The sequence below is a fragment of the Paenibacillus konkukensis genome, assembly GCF_023523925.1.
In the GTDB taxonomy this organism is placed as follows: domain Bacteria; phylum Bacillota; class Bacilli; order Paenibacillales; family NBRC-103111; genus Paenibacillus_S; species Paenibacillus_S doosanensis.
In genome coordinates this window covers 7,041,553-7,058,704 of the sequence record NZ_CP027059.1, presented here as the reverse complement: position 1 = coordinate 7,058,704, position 17,152 = coordinate 7,041,553, and the positions used below count along the sequence as shown (strand labels likewise).

The 17,152-nt window shown below is 54.6% G+C and carries 19 protein-coding genes; 3 read left to right on the top strand and 16 right to left on the bottom strand.

The window, feature by feature from the left end:
• Positions 1-65 precede the first annotated feature (65 nt).
• Positions 66-2,771 (bottom strand): pyruvate, phosphate dikinase, encoded by a 2,706-nt coding sequence (ppdK, locus tag SK3146_RS30655; RefSeq protein WP_249862343.1) that lies wholly within the window; start codon positions 2,769-2,771, stop codon positions 66-68.
• A 215-nt stretch (positions 2,772-2,986) separates the two neighbouring features.
• Positions 2,987-4,822: an ABC transporter substrate-binding protein gene (locus SK3146_RS30650; protein WP_249862342.1), complete on the bottom strand. Its 1,836-nt coding sequence runs from the start codon at positions 4,820-4,822 to the stop codon at positions 2,987-2,989.
• Positions 4,823-4,930: 108 nt separating this feature from the next.
• Between SK3146_RS30650 and SK3146_RS30645 the strand changes: the two genes are divergently transcribed.
• Positions 4,931-5,086, top strand: a complete 156-nt coding sequence (locus SK3146_RS30645) for a hypothetical protein (protein WP_249862341.1) — start codon at positions 4,931-4,933, stop codon at positions 5,084-5,086.
• Positions 5,087-5,255: 169 nt separating this feature from the next.
• Here SK3146_RS30645 and SK3146_RS30640 read toward each other — a convergent pair whose 3' ends face one another.
• Together SK3146_RS30640 and SK3146_RS30635 are read right to left on the bottom strand one after the other, a co-directional pair.
• Positions 5,256-5,810, bottom strand: coding sequence for a DJ-1/PfpI family protein (locus SK3146_RS30640; RefSeq protein WP_249862340.1), 555 nt, complete (start codon positions 5,808-5,810; stop codon positions 5,256-5,258).
• A 98-nt stretch (positions 5,811-5,908) separates the two neighbouring features.
• On the bottom strand, positions 5,909-7,879 hold the full coding sequence (locus tag SK3146_RS30635) for an FAD-dependent oxidoreductase (RefSeq protein ID WP_249862339.1): 1,971 nt from the start codon (positions 7,877-7,879) through the stop codon (positions 5,909-5,911).
• A gap of 213 nt (positions 7,880-8,092) precedes the next feature.
• Here SK3146_RS30635 and SK3146_RS30630 point away from each other — a divergent pair, with 213 nt between their 5' ends.
• The gene (locus SK3146_RS30630; protein ID WP_249862338.1) at positions 8,093-8,470 is read left to right on the top strand and encodes a MerR family transcriptional regulator; all 378 of its coding nucleotides are present in this window, start codon (positions 8,093-8,095) and stop codon (positions 8,468-8,470) included.
• On the opposite strand, the gene SK3146_RS30625 is transcribed toward SK3146_RS30630, so the two are convergent.
• Complete coding sequence (locus SK3146_RS30625; protein ID WP_249862337.1) at positions 8,447-8,866, bottom strand: GNAT family N-acetyltransferase; 420 nt, start codon at positions 8,864-8,866, stop codon at positions 8,447-8,449. The two genes, SK3146_RS30630 and SK3146_RS30625, sit on opposite strands and share 24 nt — an antisense overlap.
• A 220-nt stretch (positions 8,867-9,086) precedes the next feature.
• Positions 9,087-9,671 (bottom strand): histidine phosphatase family protein, encoded by a 585-nt coding sequence (locus SK3146_RS30620; protein WP_249862336.1) that lies wholly within the window; start codon positions 9,669-9,671, stop codon positions 9,087-9,089.
• Between the two features lie 187 nt (positions 9,672-9,858).
• Here SK3146_RS30620 and SK3146_RS30615 point away from each other — a divergent pair, with 187 nt between their 5' ends.
• Positions 9,859-10,077, top strand: coding sequence for a hypothetical protein (locus SK3146_RS30615; RefSeq protein WP_249862335.1), 219 nt, complete (start codon positions 9,859-9,861; stop codon positions 10,075-10,077).
• 234 nt (positions 10,078-10,311) lie between these two features.
• On the opposite strand, the gene SK3146_RS30610 is transcribed toward SK3146_RS30615, so the two are convergent.
• From SK3146_RS30610 to SK3146_RS30565, 10 genes are all read right to left on the bottom strand, one after another.
• Positions 10,312-11,172, bottom strand: a complete 861-nt coding sequence (locus SK3146_RS30610; protein WP_249862334.1) for an HAD family hydrolase — start codon at positions 11,170-11,172, stop codon at positions 10,312-10,314.
• A complete protein-coding gene (locus SK3146_RS30605; protein WP_249862333.1) occupies positions 11,172-11,696 on the bottom strand; it encodes a GNAT family N-acetyltransferase in 525 nt (174 codons plus the stop codon). The genes SK3146_RS30610 and SK3146_RS30605 overlap by 1 nt, the downstream gene beginning before the upstream one ends.
• 250 nt (positions 11,697-11,946) lie before the next feature.
• Positions 11,947-12,354: a hypothetical protein gene (locus SK3146_RS30600; protein WP_249862332.1), complete on the bottom strand. Its 408-nt coding sequence runs from the start codon at positions 12,352-12,354 to the stop codon at positions 11,947-11,949.
• Complete coding sequence (locus tag SK3146_RS30595) at positions 12,351-12,737, bottom strand: MmcQ/YjbR family DNA-binding protein (RefSeq protein WP_249862331.1); 387 nt, start codon at positions 12,735-12,737, stop codon at positions 12,351-12,353. The genes SK3146_RS30600 and SK3146_RS30595 overlap by 4 nt, the downstream gene beginning before the upstream one ends.
• A gap of 55 nt (positions 12,738-12,792) precedes the next feature.
• The gene (locus SK3146_RS30590) at positions 12,793-13,341 is read right to left on the bottom strand and encodes a hypothetical protein (protein WP_249862330.1); all 549 of its coding nucleotides are present in this window, start codon (positions 13,339-13,341) and stop codon (positions 12,793-12,795) included.
• Positions 13,338-14,243: a TIM barrel protein gene (locus tag SK3146_RS30585; protein WP_249862329.1), complete on the bottom strand. Its 906-nt coding sequence runs from the start codon at positions 14,241-14,243 to the stop codon at positions 13,338-13,340. Before SK3146_RS30585 ends, SK3146_RS30590 begins: the two co-directional genes overlap by 4 nt.
• A gap of 27 nt (positions 14,244-14,270) precedes the next feature.
• Entirely contained in the window at positions 14,271-14,756 is a 486-nt protein-coding gene (locus SK3146_RS30580; protein ID WP_249862328.1) for an NUDIX domain-containing protein, read from the bottom strand.
• Positions 14,757-14,997: 241 nt separating this feature from the next.
• Positions 14,998-15,765, bottom strand: coding sequence for a DUF3891 family protein (locus tag SK3146_RS30575; RefSeq protein WP_249862327.1), 768 nt, complete (start codon positions 15,763-15,765; stop codon positions 14,998-15,000).
• A gap of 12 nt (positions 15,766-15,777) precedes the next feature.
• Positions 15,778-16,224, bottom strand: a complete 447-nt coding sequence (locus SK3146_RS30570) for an NUDIX hydrolase (protein WP_249862326.1) — start codon at positions 16,222-16,224, stop codon at positions 15,778-15,780.
• 292 nt (positions 16,225-16,516) lie between these two features.
• Positions 16,517-17,005, bottom strand: coding sequence for a hypothetical protein (locus SK3146_RS30565; protein WP_249862325.1), 489 nt, complete (start codon positions 17,003-17,005; stop codon positions 16,517-16,519).
• Between the last annotated feature and the right edge of the window lie 147 nt (positions 17,006-17,152).

Sequence of the window (17,152 nt, the reverse complement as noted above, 5' to 3'; positions counted from 1 at the left end):
TATCCGAGTGGATTAGTCATTATTTCCATTTTACCAAAAAATTATAATGCGCGACCGCACAGACGTTAGGCGGAATAAGCCGAATGCTGCTGCGCAGAAGCCTCATGATCGGTCGCTTCGCCGTAAGCCATGGTCAGCGCGGCTTGGGCAGCGGCAATTCTCGCCAGAGGAACCCGGTAAGGCGAACAGCTCACATAGTCGAGCCCTTCGGCATGGCAGAAGAAGATCGATTCCTTATCCCCGCCGTGTTCGCCGCATACTCCCATTTTCAGCTGCGGCTTTACCGCTCTGCCCTGCCCGGCCGCCCAGCGAATCAGCATTCCAACGCCCTCCTGATCAAGCACCTGGAACGGATTGGCCGGCAGCAGCTTATGCTCCACATAATGCGAAAGGAACTTGCCTTCCGCGTCGTCGCGGCTGTAGCCGAGCGTCATCTGGGTCAAATCGTTGGTGCCGAAGGAAAAAAAATCGGCATGTCGGGCTATGCTCGCCGCAGTGATCGCCGCTCGCGGAACCTCAATCATCGTGCCTACGCGGTAAGTGAAGGGACACGGCCTGGAGCCCAATGCCTCGGAAGCCGCGCGGTCGACCAGCTCCCGCATCAGCTTAAGCTCGCTCGCATGGCCGATGAGCGGGATCATGATATCCGGACGCACGTCAATACCTTGTTCCGAGCAGTGCAGCGCCGCGCGGAAGATCGCCTCCGCCTGCATCTCGTAAATTTCGGGATGGATCAAGCCGAGACGGCATCCACGGGTACCGAGCATCGGGTTCATCTCATGCAGGCTGCGCACCTTGCGCAGCAGCCTCTCGACCCGCTGCAGCTCCTCTTCATCCGCATCCTGCCGCAGCGTTAGCTGCGAGCGAAGGACCGCCAGCTCCTCCAGATTCGGCAAAAACTCGTGCAGCGGCGGGTCGAGCAGCCGGATTGTCACCGGCAGGCCGTCCATCGCGCGGAAGAGGCCTTCGAAGTCGCTCTGCTGCATCGGCAGCAGCTCCCGCAGCGCCTCCGCCCGCTCTTCGGGGCGCTCGGCAAGGATCATTCCCCTTACGACCGGTATGCGGTCGGGAGACATAAACATATGCTCGGTGCGGCATAAGCCGATCCCTTCCGCACCGAAGCCGCGGGCTTTGGCCGCATCCTCCGGCGTGTCCGCGTTCGTGTACACCGCGAGGCGGCGAATCTCGTCCGCCCACGAGAGCAGCTGCTCCAGCTCTGCCGTCAGCTCAGGCTCCCGCAGCTGCACAACCCCGCGAATGACGCGCCCGGTGGCGCCGTCAATCGAGATCCACTCGCCTTCGGCGATCGTCGCCGCGACCTGGTCCGCTTGGGCGACCTCGAAGGCCCGCTCGCCCAAGCGGATGGCCTCGCAGCCGCATACGCACGGCTTGCCCATCCCGCGGGCGACCACGGCGGCGTGGCTCGTCATGCCGCCGCGGCTCGTAAGCACTCCCTCGGCGGCAAGCACGCCGTGAATGTCTTCGGGCGTCGTCTCCGACCGCACGAGAATGACCTTCTTCCCGGCGCGCGCCCAGGCTTCCGCCGTGTCGGCGTCGAACACGGCTTGCCCGGCGGCTGCGCCCGGCGAAGCAGGCAGGCCGGAAGCCAGCACGTCCGGCCTGCAGGACGGATCGATCGCGCGATGCAGCAGCTGATCGAGATGGAACGGCTCGATGCGCTGAATCGCTTCCTCGCGCGTAATTACGCCTTCGCCTACGAAGGCGACCGCCAGCCGGACGGCGGCCTGCGCCGTTCGTTTGCCGCTGCGCGTCTGCAGCAAGTACAGCTTGCCGCGCTCTACCGTAAACTCGATATCCTGCATATCGCGGTAGTGCCCTTCCAGCTTCTGGGCGGCCGCGATCAGCTGCCCGTAAGCTTCAGGCTGCTCTTCCTGAAGCTTCACGATCGGCTTCGGCGTACGCACTCCGGCGACGACGTCCTCGCCCTGCGCATTCATCAGAAACTCGCCGTACAACGTCCGCTCGCCTGTTGACGGGTTGCGGGTAAACACGACCCCGGTGCCGCAATCCGCCCCCATATTGCCGAACACCATAGATTGAATATTGACCGCCGTCCCCTGCTCATCGGGAATGCGGTGAATATTGCGGTATATTTGCGCGCGATGATTGTTCCACGAACGGAACACCGCCTCCACGGCCAGCTCCAGCTGCTCATCGACCTGCTGGGGGAAGGCGCGCCCGGCATATTTGAGAATAATGCCCTGGTATTCGCCGATGAGGGAGAGCCAGCCTTCCGCCGTCACTTGATGGTCCGATTCGACGCCAAGCCGCTGCTTCATGCGCTGAAGAAGGAATTCAAAATGGTATCCTTCCAGATCGAACACGACATTGCCGAACATTTGGATCAGACGGCGGTAGCAATCATAGGCGAAGCGAGCGTCGCCCGTAGACCGTGCCAGCCCTTCCACCGTCTCGTCGTTCAGCCCGAGGTTGAGGATCGTATCCATCATCCCCGGCATCGACGTTACCGAACCGGAGCGGACCGAAACAAGCAGCGGACGTTCGGTATCGCCGAACCGTTCGCCCTTCGCTTGCTCCAGCCGGCGCATCGCCTCCTGCACCTCCGGGAACAAGCCTTCCGGCATCGTACCGCCTGCGGCGTAATAAGCGCGGCATACGTCCGTCGTTATCGTAAACCCCGGCGGCACCGGCAGCCCGACTCTCGTCATCTCGGCAAGATTCGCTCCCTTTCCCCCTAACAGCTGCTTCATACTGGCATTTCCCATCTCAAACGGCACTACTCTCAACATGCTGGTTCCTCCCGTCACATAATTGAACTGCTTTGGAATGATGTGGTATGAATTCACTAATACACACGATATCATACACAATATATATTTTCAATAGTGCGTATTAATATAAATTAATACATGATATATGGGTCAAATCCATATTTTTATGTTACATCATTCCAAGCCGCGTCTTATATGACCTAACAATTGAGCAGCCGTATCCCCATCCGCGCCTAAAATGCCGCCGAAAAGTTCGTTGGTTCCAGCGAAACCGGCTCGAACCAGACATCCCGAAACGGAACCCACCCCAGCGCATTGAGCGATACGCCGCGCAGCGACGGATGATACAGCGTTCTTTGCTGCCAATGATACAGGAAAAACACCGCAGCCCGGCTCTTGACCAGCTTCTCCAGCCGCTTTAGCCCCTCGCTTTGCCCGCCCGGACCCGACTCGCATTCCGCAGCGTAAATCTGCTGAAACAGCGGACGCATCTCTTGCAGCAATTCGTCGCTTAAATGCCGGTGCACGAGGCTGTTATCGGCCATAAACAACTCGATCACCGACAATACAAGATCATCGTCCAAAATGATCGTGCCCAGGCACATATGGCTTCGTCTGCCCCCCTTGATGCGGCCGCAGGAATCGTTGTCCAGCGTCTGGACGCAAACGTTGACGCCCATCTCCGCGAACAGCGCCGCCAGCGCCCCCGCTTCCTCGAGATAGGCTTGCGACGCCCCGAGCACCAGCTCCTCTCCGTCATATCCGCTTTGCCGAAGCAGCTCCCGTGCCAGCTGCGGGTTATACAGCGTCTCTTGATCCGACGGATGATGTTCGTATATGAACCAATCCGCCAATCGGGCGTCTTCGGGAGTGTGCAGCAGTTCCAGTTTCTTGCGGTCAATGCCGTGCACGACCGCCTGCCGGAAGCATAACTGCCTTTGAGGGCCCTGCATTCGCAAATTGAAGGTCAGCATTTTGCTGCCTCGCGAGATCATCTCGACCTTATTCCACCGTTCGTGGGAGTCTTCCTCACCGGGCGTACGAATCCGGTACATCGTCCGTTCATACCCGCTCGCTTTGCACTCCAGGTCGGGCGTGTACCATATTTCGAGCCGGTCGAGATGCGCCCTTTTGTCAAAATACCGGGGGAACGCTTCGCATACGAACATATTGGCATCATGCTGCACGACTTGAAAAGGTCCTGTACCGACGGGGTGGCGCTTGAAAGCGGCCCCTTGCGACGACACCAAATCCTCCGGCACGATGGAGGCTCGGTCAAAGCTGAGGAAATGCAAGAACAGCGAGTTGGGCTGAGCCAAACGGATGCGGATCGCATACCGGTCCAGCGCTTCGATGCACACAACGTCCTGGAACATCCATCTGTACGGCGAATCGACATGCTCGTCGCGGATGCGGTCCAGCGAAAACTTGACATCCCTTGCCGTCAACTCGCGTCCATGATGGAACAAAACGCCTTTGCGCAAATAAAAGATCCATTCGGTCTCGTCTTCGCTGCGAATCCAGAAATGCGCGATATGCGGCTCGATCGTTCGAGTGTGATGGTTGTACCGGACGATGCCGTCAAAAATTTGCTTGGCCATATGCGACTCGACGACAAAGGTGATGAACGCTGGGTCCATACATAAAATCGGCTTATGATACGGAATCCGCAGCGTATCGGTCCGCTCCTCGTGATGCTGCTCCGGCCGGTAGCCGAAGTGGCTGTCCAGCCAATAAACGAACTGGTCTCGCAACGACGGCAAATAAGCATGCTCGTCGATACAGGCGAAAGCCTGCTGCAGATCGCCCCGGGCTACATGCTCCTCCGCCATTTTCAACACCAATGACTCGCGCGTTACCCGAAACGCCATTCTGGAACGATGCCCCCTGCCTCGTCCCGGTATCCAGCGAATCCACGACAATTCTTCCATTTTTTTCAATATAATATTGACATTTCTGCCGGAAAAATGAAGCCAGTCCGCAAGCTGCTGCAGCGTTACCTCCGCTTCCTCTCCTTCGGTTGCATTCGGAAGCTGCCTGCGGATCGTCAAGTAATATTGTTCTAACATGATGTCTACCTCCGGTCAAAAAAGATGAAGAAATTGTGTAACATTCTACACTTTTTATTCACCTTTATCCAGCTATAATCAAAATTACAAAAAAAGGAGTGGAACCCTATGATGAACATATTCGATCTGGAAATGCAGATGAGGGAGAATGGGCGGAATATCGAGCGGACGGCTTTAAGACCTTGGACAGCGCAGCTTCGGCTTCCTATGCTGGATTTGGCGCTGGGGACGGCGGCTGTCGGGGCGTTAAGCGCCATGTTTTAAAGGAGCAGGCCGGCAGTTGTACGGCGACCGCTGACGCTGACGCAGCTCTCCATCGGCTATCCGTCCACTTTTTCACCATGCTTTTGAACGCAAAAAGCGCCGGCCCCGGAGAGAAGCTTCTCTCGAGCCGACGCTATTCAATTGAGCGGATAACGACAGGCGTTCGCTCCTAATCCAGCTGTTTTAAAAATTCTCTCATGAATCCGGGCAGATCGGGCCAGGCATGTCCGGTGACCAAATTGCCGTCGACATGCAGCGTCTCCTCCGTATACCGCGCGCCCAGCTGTTCGACGTCGAACCGGCAGGCCGTGTAAGCGGTCATCGTGCGCCCTTCGAAATAAGACTTGTCCTTCAGCGCGCCGAGCACAAGCGCCGCATGGCAGATCGCGCCGACCGGCTTGCCCGCTTCGAAGAAATGGGCCAAAATACGCGGCACATGCTCGTCCAGACGAATATATTCCGGCGCTCTGCCGCCCGGGATAATAAGTCCGTCGAACTCTTCCGGATTGACGTCGGCGAACGACACATGCGAATCCAGCTGATATCCCGGCTTTTCGGTATAAGTATCCCAGCCTTCAAAATCATGCACGACGGTTCTGAGCGTCTTCTTCTTCGGAGAAGCGATCACCGCTTCATAACCGGCTTCCAGCACCCGGTAATACGGATAATACACTTCCAGCGATTCTACGGCGTCGCCGGTAATAAGGAGAATTTTTTTGGACAAAGGTATCCCTCCCAAATTTTGTACTCCATTCCATTGTGGGGCAAGCTGCCGCAATTGTAAACAGGTGGAAATTGTCGAACGCTGTCTGACGGCGTTTTTTATTCGTAAGTTTTGCCGGCAAATGTTGCAACAATATCGCGAATCAGCATAAACGCATCTCCGTTAGTCAACGCGGCAGGCTGTTCGATAGCCTTGATCGTCTCCTGGCGAATCCATCCGCGCTCGGTTAAATGCCGAATCGTTTTTTCTTCCAGCGTTTTCAGCCCCATAGCGTTCCCCAGCGTCAGAGCCGCTTGTTCCAGCGTTAACGGCTGCTTGGCCGGATCGGTCATTCCTTTGAGGGCTGCAGACGGCTCGCCTTTGAACGCATCGGGATGCGCCTTGCGCACAGCCAGCATATTGTTTACAAACCGCTGCGCATTCGATTTGTCGTCCAGCTTCCACTGCATATTGTCATAGCCGCCTGTCGTAGCGAACATGCTGACCGCCGCCTTCAGGCCGGGATACGCCTTATGCTTCGTATATGCGGGAGGGTCGAACTTTTGCATGCTCAGCTCCACCTTCCGCTGCCGCAGCTTGTCCTGCATCGTCTTGACCGCATCGGCCGATTGAGAGAGCTGGCGGAAGGAAATGTTGTTCTCGATGGCCGTTTGCGCCGCAACTCCGGCGGCTTGTGCCGTAGCCATTCCGAGCGGGATCACCCGCGCGCTTCCGTGCGGCAGCGTATCGAAGCTGGCCGCGCGCCCGACGACAAGCAAACCGTCGACCTGCTTGGGAACCAGACTGCGAAACGGTACGGCGTACTGCTTCGGATGCATCATGACCGCTCCCGGGTCCTGATAATTGGTGCTTTGAATATCGACCTGGTAGGAACCGTAAGCGATAGCATCCCATTGATCGCGGTTGTCGAGCAGATCGGCCATCGTCAGACGGTATTCGCCCTGAATATGGCGGCTTTCCCGGACATACAGCTCCGGCGCCGTTCCCGCCAGCTCCAAATCCTTAAACTCGCTGAAATGCTCCTTCATATACTGCACGATATGCGGCGCTTCTTTGCGGCCGATTTCCATGCCTTCCTGAACGGATTGCGGGTTTAACGGATCGACGCCGAAAATTTGCATCGCATTAATGAGAATCGTGCCGTCATTTTGTCTGCCGATGTTCAACCCGCGCATCCGCACGCGCTCTTTATTCGTCGACGCGTACTCCTTCATCTCCGGGAATCCCCAGACGCTCATCGCATCCATACCGGTATCCTTGTGCTTGCCGAATGACTGCCAAACCTCCGGCGTGACTCCGCTCAGCTTCATGACGAGCGTTACGGCCATCTGGGACTGCTTGTCCCCGATATCCTCCCGCCCCCAAGTAAAGGGCACTCCGGCCGCCGCGGCCACATCCGCGTCCTGCGTCGCATCGATAACCGCTTTGGCGCGCACAGTCTGCTTGCTGCCGTCGGCTTTGACCAGCTCGATCCCGGCGACGCGCTTCCCGCTTCCGGATGCAGACGGCTCCGTAATCGGGTTCATTTCTTTAACCTTCATCAGCAAATCGATATTCGGCTCATGCCGTACCATATCGTAAAAGACATTCGCCGCCGTATGCGTATCGAACGAAGTGCCCTCAACCTGATCGTACCATTCCTGAAATATCCCTTTATTCAAAAAGTTATGCTTGCCCGGAATCATCGAAGCTTCCGGCGCGTAGTTCAGATCGAGCGTATTCAGCCAGCCGATCGTCATAAGCCCGCCGAGAATGTCGCGGTTGCGCCCGTCGACAAGCAGCACCTTCAACCCGCTGCGCGCCGCCGAAATGGCGGCCGTTACGCCTTCCGGATCTGTCCCCGCGACAATGACGTCGTATTCGCCTTTCAGCTTTTGGACGGATTCGACGACCTTCAGAGGCTGCTGCTTGGCAGTATCGGAAGCCCCGCCGGCAGCTTTATTCCGCACCTCGTTCAGCATCTTGCCGGAGGAGCCCCCTTGTCCCCATACTAACCACGAGAACCAAGTGGCACCTGCCAGCAAAACCGCCGCTACCAACATTCCTAAACCTTTAATTCCGATACGCATGATTCCACTCCCACTCTTTTTTCTCTGTCAATCCATTGTCCATTGTAATCGGGCTTTATCAATTTTTTACTAAATATTCTTTAAGAATTATTAAGATCCCGCAGGAAGCGAAGAAAAACAGCGATAAGCGCAAAAAAATAACCCTAACCTCAATGTTAAGGTTTATAATTATGGTATAAGTTTCTTTAAGCTTGCCTCGAAGGGAGCACGACCATGAAAATAAGCGAGCTGTCCAGGTTAACGGGAGCCAGCGTCCGATCTTTGCGCCATTATGAAGAGCAAGGCCTGCTGACCCCGCGCCGGCTTGATAACGGGTACCGCGAGTACCACGACCTGGCGGTCGAACAAGTCCGCACCATCCGGTTTTATTTGAAGCTTGGTTTAACGACGGCGCAAATTTCCGGTTTTTTACACTGCGTCATGAAAAATAAAGAGGCTTTCTGCGAAGAAGTGCTGCCCGTATATAAAAAGAAGCTGCGGGAATTGAACGAACAGATTGAACTATTGACCGCCATTCGCTCCAACCTCGAAGAGCGCATCCGCTCCATTCATGATGAAAGAAGCGCATTACAGGGCTTTGACGAAAAATAATTCGCCGACGTCCCCCTCGTTGATCCCGCTGATGATTCCACACTCGCGAAAGCCCATCCGCCGGTGCCACTCCTGCGGTTCCTTCTCGTTAACCTGCGAGGAGCTGTACAAGGCGGACTGCCCTTTGCTCCTTAGCCGGTCCTCGAGAAATTGCAGCATCCCGCGGCCGACGCCCTGCTTCTGGCAATCCGGCCGGACAATAATCAGTCCGATATACGGCGACTTGCCCCATAAATGCTCCAATCTTAAATAACCGATCAATTCCCGATTCATTTCCGCCAGCACGATCTCCTCATTGGCCAGCTTATAGGCAAGCAGCTGCGCGCTGATACTTTGATCGCCTCCGGCGACGTTCTCAAAATCATGCTGCTTTGCAAATCGGACTGAGAATCGCATCGTGTTCCTCCTTTTTTATTAAGTATGCACATGCCAAATTCTACTTTTTTCACTCGTTTAAAAGGGTGGTGAAAAAGTCCGCTGCGGCGTCCATTTGATCCTCCAATCGCTGTTGAAAACGGATTCTTTGGATTGTTTTTCGTTTTTCTGCGGAGAGAATCCGTTTTCAAAGGCGAACGCTTACGTTTTTCCAGATTCAAATGGCCCCTCCGCTCTTTTTTCACCAGGCTTTTAAATGTCGGGTACAGTTATACAGCTCGCATTCCCATTGATCGCCTTCAGCTTGCTTGAGAATGGTCAGGGACGTATTATTCAGCGGATCTCCTGTAGGAAGGCCGGAGATCAGCCTGTTCAGGCTGTGTCTCAACACCGCTCCGTGACTGACAACCAAAATCTTCTCTCCCGCATATTTACGCGCAAGCTCCCTTATGCAGCAGCTGCCGCGCTCTCCCCCTGCCGCTCCGCTCTCCAGCCCCAGGTTCATCTGCCTCCAACCGGCTCCCCAGCGCTCCACCCGTTCTTCTTCCGTGTAGCCTTCAACCTGTCCCCGTCCCAGCTCGCGGAGACGTTCGTCCAACCCCGCTATCGCAATCCCCAGCCTGCCGCTGATGATCTCAGCCGTTTGCCTCGCCCTGCGCAGATCGCTGGAGACGATGACCGTCCAATCCTCCCCGCTCAAGCGCTCCGCAAGCAGGTGCGCCTGAGCGATGCCTTCTTCATCCAATTCGTTATGAGAATGGCCTTGTGTTCGTCCTTCCTTATTCCAATAAGTAACCCCGTGCCGAATCAAGCCTACGCGCGTCATCCTATCCCCGTCCTTGTCTCTTTAATGGGAGCATCGCTAAAAAAGTGTGGTGAAAAAGATGCCTTGTATTAGCCTATGCTTCGTTTCATTCCGATAGCCGCTGCAAAAAAATTTGCATTTTTTTCAGATTTTGTGACTTTTTCAACAGAATCTGCTAAAAAGAAATGTTACAATAATCTAAAAACCAATGAAAAAGGAAGTTATAGCGATGCCGAAGAAAGTTCTCAGGAGTCAGTCAGCACATTATCCGTTCCCTGTGTTATTGAACAAAACGAGAGTTCTAACGCGGGAAGGCAAGGGAATTGTCATCGACAAGCAAACCGAATGGATTTATGTACAACTCGAAAAGAACGGTTCGATCATCAAAACGAGCATATTTTTAACCGAACTTATTGAAACCGCCTAAAGGGCGGTTTTTTTGATTGTTTAGGAAAAGATGCGCAGCCATATCCTGTGGATATCCGGGGGGCTCCCCCGAAAGTAATGTCTACCCATAGAACGATCCCAGAGGAATGGTTAGACGCCGATCCAGCTTAGGCTGGATGCGGACGGAATAAGCTTCAGAGCATCACGTCACTTTTGGGGGATTTGTTCTTTTATGCCATTTGTAAATTTCGGGGTTCGCCGGCTCCGCCAGGGATCAGCCGCTTCGGGTACTTGCCAGAAAGCGGGCAACGGCGTCCTCGTTATTGCTTTCGATATGATGCGTCGCCCGCTCCCGAAGCCGCTCGTGGGAATTGCTCACCGCAACCCCCGCATCGGCCGCTTCGAACATAGACAAATCGTTGAGATTATCCCCGAAACAGACAAGTTTTTCCATGCGCTGCATGTTCTTTACATATAATACCGCTTCTTTCTTCGTCGCGCGGCAACTGGCGATCTCCAGCCAATGATAATCCGGGGCGTAAATATCCGGTCCGAAATGACACTGACACGCCACTTCAGAAGCATAGCGCCGATAGGCGGCCTCCAGCCTGCCCGGCGTATCGATGGCGTTCACGCTGACGATATGCTCCCGCAGGCAATCCTCGTAATCGTCAATTAGCATAAAGCGCGAATCGCCTTGGCTTAGCCGGCCTTCTATGTAAAGCCGTTCGCTCTCGTTAAACATTCCTCTGTAATAAACATGAGGCGACCCTCCAGAATCCACCGTGTACACAATCGGATTCAATCCGTGCTCTATATATGTACGAACAATGCCCTCTCCAACCTCGGAAGGCAAGTAATTACTCCTAATCGTTTTCCTTTGCCGCCAATCGTAGATGAAGACGCCGTTCATCAGAACGACCGGAAGCTGCAGCTGCAAGCCCTCCAATATATGTTTGACCGAATCGATGGAACGTGCCGTTGCAATCGTAAATTGGAGCCCTTCCCGAATAAGCCGATTCAGCGCTTCCAGCGACGATTCGCTGATTTGCTGCCGGTCGTTTAACAGCGTACCGTCCAAATCCGATACGAACAGCGTTTTCTTCCAATCCCATTCGGCAGTCCGTGTCTCCATCAGCTCAGCCTCTCTTCTTTTTTCGGCAGATGCAGCACCATCAATTCCATGTCGTAATACATATCGTTATATTGCAGCGCAGCGGGCTCGACTCCGTATACGGTAAAGCCCATGCGGTCATACAGCTTCCGGGCGGCGGTGTTGGATGCGGTCACTCCAAGCAGAATTTGCCGCAGCCCCTCCAGCATACCGGCTCTTCGAATCAGCTCCTCCAATAATTGGAAGGCGACCCTTTGCCCTCTGTAAGCCGAATCGACGTACATGCCCCATATATTTCCCTTATGCCTCAGCTTCGGAGAGGCTTCCCTCACGAAGCCGGCCATCCCGGCAAGCCGTTCGCCGTCAAACGCTCCCAGCACGAAGTTATCGTCCAAGGTTTGAATTCGCTCCTTCACCGCGTCCAGCGACTGCCGGGCGAATGTCTCATAGCTCGCCGAGAACGCCTCCGGATAGCTGCGGAGCGCTTGAAGCCTCAGCTCGCGAAACTGGGCGGCTTGTTCGGGTATAATATTGGTGATTTTCATCGCTTTGGCCTCCAAATATTAAGCAAATTTATCCATAGCTTGCCGTTTCCATCAATTAATTTTTGTGCTATGAAACAATGCTTTGAGCAGCAATAACAAAACCGCCCCATGGCTTATCGCTCCCAACGCTCCTTCCGTCACGGAACCGAGCAATCCGAACAACAGCCATAACGCTATCGGCGGCAGTTGGATGACCGCTAATAAGGAAGCTATCATCCGGGCCGCAGGATAGAGCCTTTCTCCTGCGATCCTATAAGAGTGGTGAAAAAGTCCGCTGCGGCGTCCATTTGATCCTCCAATCGCTGTTGAAAACGGATTCTTTGGATTGTTTTTTCGTTTTTCTGTGGAGAGAATCCGTTTTCAAAGGCGAACGCTTACGCTTTTCCAGATTCAAATGGCCCCTCCGCTCTTTTTTCACCACGCTTCTATAGCTGCACAGCATAACCGCCAGAAGGCTGCAGCCAAGCAGCGACGATGCACACGACCACAGCCGCACGGCACCCCATTGCGAGCCTTCCTCCATGCCGAGAAAACGAAAAGTAAACCAGAGCGAATTTGCATACAGATAGCTCACGGCAATCGCCAGAATCGCTCCCATGCCCAAATAAACATCCGCCCGCACCGGCTTGCCCGCCCATTCCAGCCATCTTGGATTCATTGGCCCCGCAGCTGCTTCGCCAGCCGTTTCGGAGCCGTACGGTAAAATCCTTCTTCGATCAATTGCTTCGTTTCCTCCCAATCGATCCGCTCTATATTTTGTACGGATACCCAGCCGTGATGCCCGATATAAGGCGTTTTGAAATAATTCGTCCCTTCCTGCCGGAGCAAAATGTCCTGAAACGCGGGGGTGCTCTTGATCGCCAGCGTGGGCAGCCCTTCCTTTTGTCCCATCATGACGAACGGCTTATCGCTCACGCGAAAGGAAGTATGGCCGAAAGCGTCGATCTTCTCGGCCACCTCCGGAAATTCCATACAGACGGCGCGTATTCGCTCCAGCAGTTGAAGCGCCTCGGGCGAGTTAAGCAAAGAATGGTGAGTCATTATCCTGTCCTCCGTTCATAGCAATGATTTCTTTTACTACGATGATCGGCGCCAATTACAATTTATATACGACGTTGCCCTCTCGATCGACCGCTTCGATAACAGGCCGATCGGCCTTTTCCTTCAGCTTCACGTACCATACCGCAAGCCCCTTCGCTTCCGGCCGATCCAAATACGCATCAAGCCGAACCATCGCGGCGCGCTCCCCGTTGACAAGCACGGCGTCGGCGGCCGTTGCGTCGGCCAGCCCGAAGAACACGATATTATTTTCGTTGCTCCCACCCCTGAGAGGCTTCTGCCAAGGCTCTTTAAGGCCGAAACCGGTCCCTGTCGTGCGGGACTTGACCTTCCAGCCAAACAGCCCTTTCACCGCATGAATGCCTACCAGAGCCAGTTCCTTATTGACGCCGAAATAAAACGCCTCCGAGCCGATTTCGTAGACGGGAATAAGCTCCTGCCCCTGAACCCGCAAGCTTTCGCTTACATCCTTATCGAATGCGACGGCGTCCGACACGCGCGGAAACGATGCCTTATACTCCTCCAAGAAAGCGGCAGCGATGAATAACAGCACGATGACGGCGGCGGCGATTCTTCGCGCTTTCATGAGCTTATCCCGTTCATCAACTCGCAGACCCATTCATAGCACTGAGCCAGCTCTTCATCGCTTATTAAAGCCGAATTATGCTCGAACAAAATTTGCACGGCGGGGTTTCGCGCTGCGATAATCCGCAGGTAGTCCTCCATCGGGGCCCATCCTTCCTCCGGCTTCTGAGCGGGATGCACCGGATAATGGTTGAACCTGACCCGGCCCTCCGCGATGTTCGTGTTGCTCAAGTGAATGAGCTTAGCGTATGGCGCGTAAGCTTCCAGAACCGCCTTGGCGTCGAAATAAGGATCGACCCTCTCCTGCAAATACAGCCTGCCGGTGTCCAGACACAACCGGATGCCGGGGTATCGGCACAGCAAGGATTCGAGCAGATCCGTCCCGTAAAGGTATCGGTTCAAACCGTCCAGTTCCAGCACAGGCGTAAAATCATATTCCCGGCTTTTTCGGTCCAGCCATTCGAACAGCTGCTCGCTCCCCTCCCGCAGAGTCTCCAGCGAGTACTCGCTCTCCCATGCATATTCGCTCCGGTCGGAGAACCGCCACAAGGTCCAATCGACCCTGTCATCCATAATGACGGGCTTCGGATAATGAAAGAGCACATAATCGGGACGGAGCCGTCGCAAATAGCTCAGCTCCTGTTCGACGTCCGCATAGGCCGCTTCCCGCGTCCCTTTGTCATCGGACAAGAGAAGCGCGTCCCTATGCTTATACCGTCCCGCGCGCAGCGGAAAATGAATGCCGATCCGAAACCCGTGATCTCCCGCTTCCTTCAGCAAATGCTCGGCATCCTCCTCCCGCTCGAACAAACAGGCTTCGATTCCGTAAAATCCGGGCTTAAAGTCCCGGCGGAACTTGTTATAGTCAAAGCGGCCGTACTGGCCGATCATAAAACGGTTCAATCCGCACATCCTCCGTTCGTACCGGTATCATTTCGTTTGGGCGTAACTGTCCAGCTCATGATCTTCGATCAGCTCCATCGTCGCTCGGCGGTTCACAAACCGTCGAATATGCCCGCTAATGTTCGGATACAGGACGATGGAGTCCAGCTCCGATAACGGAATCCACTTGACGGCGCTTTGCTTAGGGTCCGGCTGATCCGGCAAGCGGGGCACGGAGCCTTCCTTCAAGGTGCATTCGAAAATAATCGATAAGTTGTGAGGCGAATTCGGGTGATCGCCCGACTGCCGGTGCGGCGCCATCTCGTACACGAAGGCGATCGGCCCGACTTCCGCCTCCGCACAGGTCTCCTCCAGCACTTCTCTGGCCGCCCCTTCGGCGAGCGTTTCTCCAGGCTCGGCTCCTCCCCCCGGAAGGTTGTAGTGCACGCCGTGCTCGTCCGTATATTCAATAAGTAAAATGCTGCCGTTCTGAATAATCAGGGCCGTAGGTCTAACGCGAATATGATAGGTCATCTGTAATATCCTCCCGTTTGCAAATAGATTTGATTTGCCGATATGTCTCCTGCAATAAGACGCCGTTTAGAAGTCCGGTGAAAACCGAGCGGAGGGGCCATTTGAATCTGGAAAAGCGTAAGCGTTCGCCTTTGAACACGGATTCTCTCCACAGAAAAACGAAAAAACAATCCAAAGAATCCGTTTTCAACAGCGATTGGAGGATCAAATGGACGCCGCAGCGGACTTTTTCACCACCCTTTTAGGAATGCCCCGCAAACGTCGCTTCCTGCGTGAGCCACGCCGATTCCTTATAGGCCTGATCGATTCCGAGCCGGCCGGCAAGCTCCTTGGCCACACGCTTATACTTCAGCGAGACGGTGCAGGCCCGCTCCAGCGGGAAGGGAGTTAACGCAATCCGTTCCCCATCCGCCCCCTCGGCCATCAGCTTATCGCCGAGCCCGAGCGCCTCAGACAGCTTGAATCCGAAGCGAAACCACGGATGCTCATGCTCCTTGTCCGCTCCCGGTTCGTTCATACAGACATACAGCGAAAGATCGTCGCACAGCTGCAGCAAGCGAAAATGCTTCTCCGCCTGCGCTTCATCGCAGCTAAGCGAGTTCAAGATACGCTCTTGGCGCAGCGCTTCTTCACGGCAAAAATCGATGCATGCCTGCCGTTTCGACTGGCGCAAATCTTGGAAGGACGCGAAATGCTTGCTGCACAGCAAGGCGGCGTATGCACTCATTCGTTCTATTTCGTCGAGCCCGACCCGGTAGCACAGCAGCTTGGGAAGCAGCGGATAATCCGTAAAAGAAAACGGACTTTCGGCCCGGTCGTTCCAGATAGGCGCGTCATCCAGCCGAATCCAGCTGCGGTCATGTTCGTAGACGGCAAGCAGCACATCCTCTCTTAACGATTCGTCCCCAAATAGATCCGCTCCCAAGTGCCCGGCGATTTGGCCCGATAATCTGGCATGTTCATGCTGGGCAATCAATATAAAAGCTTCTTCTGTTTCACGAATAATCATCGTACACGCTCCTTATCCCGCAAACTTAGCCGATTCCATCACTTCCCTGGCCTTCGCTATAATTTGAGCACGCTCCCCCGGACCTTCCAGCCTCTCGATCATTTCAAGCGCGGTAGGAAAGTTCATGATGACATATCCGGTCTTTTCGAATCCTTCCGGCATTTCATGAAAGCGCTCGATAAAAGCCAGAAAAAATACCGTATACGTCTCCGTCTCGTTCCAATACCAATGGGCAAAAGGGATTCTCCGCCGCGTCAGAACAACGCCCGCCTCTTCCATCGCCTCGCGGTCCAACGCCTCCTGAACGGATTCGTTCCCTTCCAGTCTTCCTCCGACCGTGGTCAGTCTGCGTTCTTGCCGGTCCCATACCATCAGCAGATTGCCGTCGTCCGTCATCGGCACGCAGTGCACGCCGGCCACAGGCTTGTCGGTCGGGAGTTCCTTGCTAAACCTTAACATTCCTCCGCCTCCTTCAGCCATCTTCCAAACATATATGACTATTTATATGCTACCACAAAATACCATTTTCTTCAGCCCTAAATACGGCGATGAACATGACAAGTTCGCAACGCTCCAATTTCAAAGGCGGACGCTGACGCTTTTCCAGATCCAAATGGCCCCTCCGCTCTTTTTTCGCGAGGATTCCAGAATTAATGCAAAAAAACCGTTCTAATTATGAACGGTTTTACGAGCAACACTATGAAGTTTTGTTTCATTCGCGGCTTTCTGCATGCCAGACCTGCGCCCAAAGCTAGCTGCCGCTTCGTGCAAACCCTTCCTCACGAAGATACTCCTCGGCTTCCTCATAGGTTTCGAAGGCCGATTCCAGGTTGTGCCGATCGTATAAATACCACAGCTCGTCTTCGTAATACAACCGCAGCGTGTGGTTTTCCGGGCCGATCCACAGCTCTTCGCCGCCTTCGGCCGGTTCAGAGGAAGATCGCTTCGCATTCTGCGGCGTACTCGGCGACAGCGAGCGGATGGAAGCCGTCAGCAAGCCGCGCAGCTCCTCTTCGGAGAAATCGCGGATATTGACAAGCCCCTTCTCATCGGTCGCATATCCCTTCAGATGACCGGCGTAAACGAAGCCATTGCCGTTTTTATGCAGATGGTAGACGACGTTTTTGCGGTCGTAGGCGCTGTCTTCATACTGAAAATTGACCCGCCCCAACGAAACGTCCTTGCGCTGCAGCTCCGGAAACGATTCGACTACGGCCAGTTTTTGTTCAAAAGTAAGCATTCTTTTCCTCCTGATATCCTACTAAGTCGATTTGTTGATTATAGCACAGGATGCTGCGAACACCAATGAAACCGGCACGGTCCTTCTCCGGAGTGCGCAAGAACGGCTGTTAACCGCCGCTTTCGCGGGTTGGCAAGCTTCCCCGGT

Bases quoted from the DNA above. Each gene is read 5' to 3' on its own strand.
- ppdK (WP_249862343.1), bottom strand. From the start codon at position 2,771: ATGTTGAGAGTAGTGCCGTTTGAGATGGGAAATGCCAGTATGAAGCAG.
- SK3146_RS30650 (WP_249862342.1), bottom strand. From the start codon at position 4,822: ATGTTAGAACAATATTACTTGACGATCCGCAGGCAGCTTCCGAATGCA.
- SK3146_RS30645 (WP_249862341.1), top strand. From the start codon at position 4,931: ATGATGAACATATTCGATCTGGAAATGCAGATGAGGGAGAATGGGCGG.
- SK3146_RS30635 (WP_249862339.1), bottom strand. From the start codon at position 7,879: ATGCGTATCGGAATTAAAGGTTTAGGAATGTTGGTAGCGGCGGTTTTG.
- SK3146_RS30630 (WP_249862338.1), top strand. From the start codon at position 8,093: ATGAAAATAAGCGAGCTGTCCAGGTTAACGGGAGCCAGCGTCCGATCT.
- SK3146_RS30625 (WP_249862337.1), bottom strand. From the start codon at position 8,866: ATGCGATTCTCAGTCCGATTTGCAAAGCAGCATGATTTTGAGAACGTC.
- SK3146_RS30620 (WP_249862336.1), bottom strand. From the start codon at position 9,671: ATGACGCGCGTAGGCTTGATTCGGCACGGGGTTACTTATTGGAATAAG.
- SK3146_RS30615 (WP_249862335.1), top strand. From the start codon at position 9,859: ATGAAAAAGGAAGTTATAGCGATGCCGAAGAAAGTTCTCAGGAGTCAG.
- SK3146_RS30610 (WP_249862334.1), bottom strand. From the start codon at position 11,172: ATGGAGACACGGACTGCCGAATGGGATTGGAAGAAAACGCTGTTCGTA.
- SK3146_RS30605 (WP_249862333.1), bottom strand. From the start codon at position 11,696: ATGAAAATCACCAATATTATACCCGAACAAGCCGCCCAGTTTCGCGAG.
- SK3146_RS30600 (WP_249862332.1), bottom strand. From the start codon at position 12,354: ATGAATCCAAGATGGCTGGAATGGGCGGGCAAGCCGGTGCGGGCGGAT.
- SK3146_RS30595 (WP_249862331.1), bottom strand. From the start codon at position 12,737: ATGACTCACCATTCTTTGCTTAACTCGCCCGAGGCGCTTCAACTGCTG.
- SK3146_RS30590 (WP_249862330.1), bottom strand. From the start codon at position 13,341: ATGAAAGCGCGAAGAATCGCCGCCGCCGTCATCGTGCTGTTATTCATC.
- SK3146_RS30580 (WP_249862328.1), bottom strand. From the start codon at position 14,756: ATGACCTATCATATTCGCGTTAGACCTACGGCCCTGATTATTCAGAAC.
- SK3146_RS30575 (WP_249862327.1), bottom strand. From the start codon at position 15,765: ATGATTATTCGTGAAACAGAAGAAGCTTTTATATTGATTGCCCAGCAT.
- SK3146_RS30570 (WP_249862326.1), bottom strand. From the start codon at position 16,224: ATGTTAAGGTTTAGCAAGGAACTCCCGACCGACAAGCCTGTGGCCGGC.
- SK3146_RS30565 (WP_249862325.1), bottom strand. From the start codon at position 17,005: ATGCTTACTTTTGAACAAAAACTGGCCGTAGTCGAATCGTTTCCGGAG.